1 pseudogene is annotated in these 4,365 nt (G+C 73.4%); it reads left to right on the top strand.

From position 1 onward, the window contains the following. Window positions 1–32 precede the first annotated feature (32 nt). Window positions 33–4,365 (top strand): annotated as a pseudogene (locus ACGFRF_RS41515) (type I polyketide synthase); the annotation flags it as partial.

Here is a 4,365-nt window from a genome sequence, read left to right as displayed (position 1 = left end):
TGGACTGGTCGGCGCAGTTGGCCGGTGCTCGGGTGGTGGATGTGCCGACGTATGCGTTCCAGCGTCGCCGGTACTGGCTGGACGCGTCCTCGCAGGTGTCCGGAGCCGACCGGTTCGGGCTCGACACCACCGGTCATCCCCTCCTCGGCGCCGCCGTCGAACCCGCCCAGGACGGAGGGCTGCTGCTGACGGGCCGGCTCGGCCTCGGCACCCATGCCTGGCTGGCCGACCACACCATCGGTGGCGCCGTGCTGCTGCCCGGGACCGCCTTCCTGGAGTTCGCGCTGGCCGCGGCCGACCACGCCGGCTGTGACAGCGTGGCCGAGCTGACCATCGAGAGCCCTCTGGTGCTGCCCGGCCGGTCGGCCGTCCGGCTCCAGGCAGCCGTGAGCCCGCCCGACGCCGAGGGCCGTCGCACGATCGGCGTGTACTCCGCCGACGGCTCCGGTGAGTGGATCCGGCACGCCACGGGCCTGCTGGAGACCGCGCGACCCGACACGGTCACCGGGCTCACCGCCTGGCCGCCGCCCGGCGCGACCGCCGTACCGGTGGACGACGCCTACGCCGAACTCGCCTCGCGCGGCTACACGTACGGCCCGGCGTTCCAGGGCCTGCACGCGCTGTGGCGACAGGGGGAGGACCTGTACGCGGAGGTACGGCTGCCCACCGGCCCGGACGGCGAGGCCGGGCGGCTCGGCATCCACCCCGCGCTGCTCGACGCCGCGCTGCATCCCGTCGTACTGACCCAGCCCGAGGACAGGATGCTGCTGCCGTTCTCCTGGAACGGTGTACGCCTGCACACGACCGGAGCCACCGCCCTGCGGGTGCGCTGGTCACCGGCCGGTGCGGACACGGTGTCCCTGGTCGCGGCCGACACCACGGGCGCGCCGGTGCTGAGCGTCGAGTCGCTGGTGTTGCGGCCCTCGGCACCGGTGCGTCACCGTGCCGCCGGAGCCGGTGACTCGCTGCACCGGGTCCTCTGGTCGCCGGTGCCCGCGGGGCGGCCGCAGACCGGTACCTGGGCGGTCCTCGAAGCGGACCTCGGCCGCGGTGCCGAGCGGCCCTCCGACACCGTGCTGTTGCCGGGCCTGCGCCGATCGGACGGGCTCGGTGCCCTGACCGCCGACGGTCGACCGGTGCCGGACACGGTCGTACTCGATGGCGCGGTGGTCGGCGGTGCCGAACCGGCGGCCGACGCGGCCCGTGGCGTGGGCCGGGTGCTGGAACTGGTCCAGGAATGGCTGGCCGAGGACAGGCTCGCCGACGCCCGGCTCGTCGTGGTGACGCGGGGCGCGATCGGGGCCCTGCCCGAGGACACCGTCCCGGATCCGGCGGGCGCCGCGCTGTGGGGCCTGCTGCGTACGGCGCAGTCGGAACACCCGGGCCGGTTCCTCCTGGTGGACATCGACGGCACGACTGCGTCGGCGGAGGCTCTGCCCGCCGCCGTCGCGTCCGGTGAACCGCAGCTGGCGATACGCGCCGGCGTCCCCCACGCGCCCCGGCTGGCCCCCGCCCGCGCCGACGGCGAGCCGACGGTGCTCGGCGGCGACGGCACGGTTCTGGTCACCGGCGGCACGGGTGGGCTGGGTGCGCTCTTCGCCCGGCATCTGGTCGCGGAGTACGGCGTGCGGCGTCTGCTGCTGACGAGTCGGCGTGGTGCGCAGGCTCCGGGTGCGCAGGAGCTGGCCGCTGAGTTGCGGGGGTTGGGGGCGGAGGTGACGGTCGCCGCCTGTGACGTGGCGGACCGGGCCGCGCTGGCTGCTGTGCTGGAGACGGTTCCCGAGGGGCGTCCGCTGACCGCCGTCGTGCACGCCGCCGGCGTCCTCGACGACGGAACGCTGGAGACGCTGACCCCGCAACGCTGCGCCGCCGTACTGGCCCCCAAGGCCGACGCCGCCTGGAACCTGCACCTGCTGACCCAGGACCTCCCGCTCACCGCCTTCGTCCTGTTCTCCTCGATCGTCGGCCAGATCGGCAACGCCGGACAGGCCAACTACGCCGCCGCCAACACCTTCCTGGACGGCCTCGCCCAGCACCGACGGGCCCTCGGGCTGCCTGGCCTCTCACTGGCCTGGAGTCTGTGGAACACCGCCGACGGCATGGGAGCGGCGCTGACGGACGCGGAGGTGTCCCGCTGGAGCCGGAACGGGCTGGAACCGCTCGACGCCGAGACGGGCCTCGCCCTGTTCGACGCGGCACTCGCCGCCGACCAGGCGCTGCTCGTGCCCGCACGACTGGACGCCGCGGCGCTGCGCGCCCGGTCCGAGGCCGGGCTCCTGCCTCCGGTACTGCGGCCCACGGCTCGCCGCCCGGCCAGGCAGCGGGCCGACAACACGACCTCCGCGGGCAGCTCCTGGCTCCAGCGGCTCGCCACGCTCAGTGCGGACGACCGCCGTAGCGTCGCAAGGGAGCTGGTGCTCTCCACGGTGGCCGCCGTGCTCGGGCACGGAGACCCGAAGGCCGTCGACGCCCACCTCTCCTTCCGCGAGCTGGGCTTCGACTCACTCACCGGGGTGGAGCTGCGCAACCGCCTCAACTCCCTCGCGGGCGTACGGCTCCCCGCCACCGTGGTCTTCGACCATCCCACGCCCGACGCGCTGGCGGACCTGCTGCTCGAACTGGCTCCGGGAGCGACCGCATCCAGCGCTGCGGAGGAAACCACCGCCCCGGTCGTCGCCGACGACGAACCGATCGCCGTCATCGGCATGGCCTGCCACTACCCCGGAGGCGTCAACAGCCCCGAGGACCTGTGGCGGCTGGTCGCGGACGGCCAGGACGCGATCACCGGGTTCCCGTCCAACCGCGGCTGGGACCTGGACGCCTTGTACGACCCGGACCCCGAGCGGTCCGGCACCACGTACTGCCGTCAGGGCGGTTTCCTGCACGACGCCGACCGCTTCGACGCCGAGTTCTTCGGGATCTCCCCGCGTGAGGCCGTACCGATCGATCCCCAGCAACGGCTGCTGCTGGAGACGGTCTGGGAGACCCTCGAGCACGCCCGGCTCGACCCGGGCACCCTGCGCGGCAGCCGCACCGGTGTCTTCGTCGGCGCCATGTACAGCGACTACGGGGCTCGGGTCGCCAAGGCCCCCGAGGAGTACGAGGGTTACCTGCTGACGGGCAGCACCGGGAGCGTGACCTCCGGCCGCATCGCCTACACCTTCGGTCTGGAGGGTCCGGCGGTGACGGTGGACACGGCGTGCTCGTCGTCCCTCGTCGCGATCCATCTGGCCGCCCAGGCGCTGCGGCGCGGCGAGTGCACCCTCGCGCTCGCCGGCGGTGTCACGGTGATGGCCACCCCCAACACCTTCGTGGAGTTCAGCCGCCAGCGGGCACTCTCGCCCGACGGCCGCTGCCGCTCCTTCGCCGCCGGCGCCGACGGCACCACCTGGAGCGAAGGCGTCGGCATGCTCATGGTGGAGCGGTTGTCGGACGCGCGGCGCAACGGGCACCGGGTGCTGGCGGTGATCCGGGGCAGTGCGGTGAATCAGGACGGGGCGTCGAACGGGTTGACGGCGCCGAACGGTCCGTCTCAGCAGCGGGTGATCCGGCAGGCGCTGGCCGATGCGGGTCTGTCGGCGGCGGACGTGGATGTGGTGGAGGCGCACGGCACCGGTACGACGCTGGGTGATCCGATCGAGGCGGAGGCGTTGATCGCGACCTATGGTGCGGCGCGTTCTGCGGAGCGGCCGTTGTGGTTGGGGTCGTTGAAGTCGAACATCGGGCATGCGCAGGCGGCTGCGGGTGTCGGTGGTGTGATCAAGATGGTGGAGGCCATCCGTCATGCCGAGTTGCCGCGTACCTTGCACGTGGACGAGCCGTCGCCGCATGTGGACTGGTCGGCGGGCACGGTTCAGCTGCTGACCGAGTCCCGTCAGTGGTCTTCGGACGGTCCCCGCCGGGCCGGGGTGTCCTCGTTCGGCATCAGCGGCACCAACGCCCACCTCATCGTGGAGGAGGCCGAGGCCCTCGAGCCCGCCCCCGCACCGGCCTCGACACCGGGCACCGTACGACCGCTCGTCCTCCAGGCCCGTACCCCTGCCGCACTGCGCGGCCAGGCTGCCCGGCTGCTCCGGGCCCTCACCGCCGACGCCGGCCTCGAACCGGCGGACGTGGCCCTGTCCCTGCTGACCACCCGGGCCCCGATGAAGCACCGAGCTGTCGTTCTGGGCAGCGACCGGGACGGGCTGTTGAGCGGTCTGGAGGCCCTGACTGAGGGGCGGGACGCGCCGGGTGTGGTGGTGGGTGGTGCGGTGGGTGCTGCTCGTGTGGCGTTCGTGTTCACGGGTCAGGGTGCTCAGCGGGTGGGGATGGGTCGGGAGTTGTATGGGGTGTTCCCGGTGTTCGCGGCTGCGTTGGATGAGG

The organism is Streptomyces sp. NPDC048521, from assembly GCF_043199855.1.
Taxonomy (GTDB): Bacteria; Actinomycetota; Actinomycetes; order Streptomycetales; family Streptomycetaceae; genus Streptomyces.
Note: the sequence above shows the minus strand (reverse complement) of the source record. Positions and strands in the feature narration are given on the sequence as shown.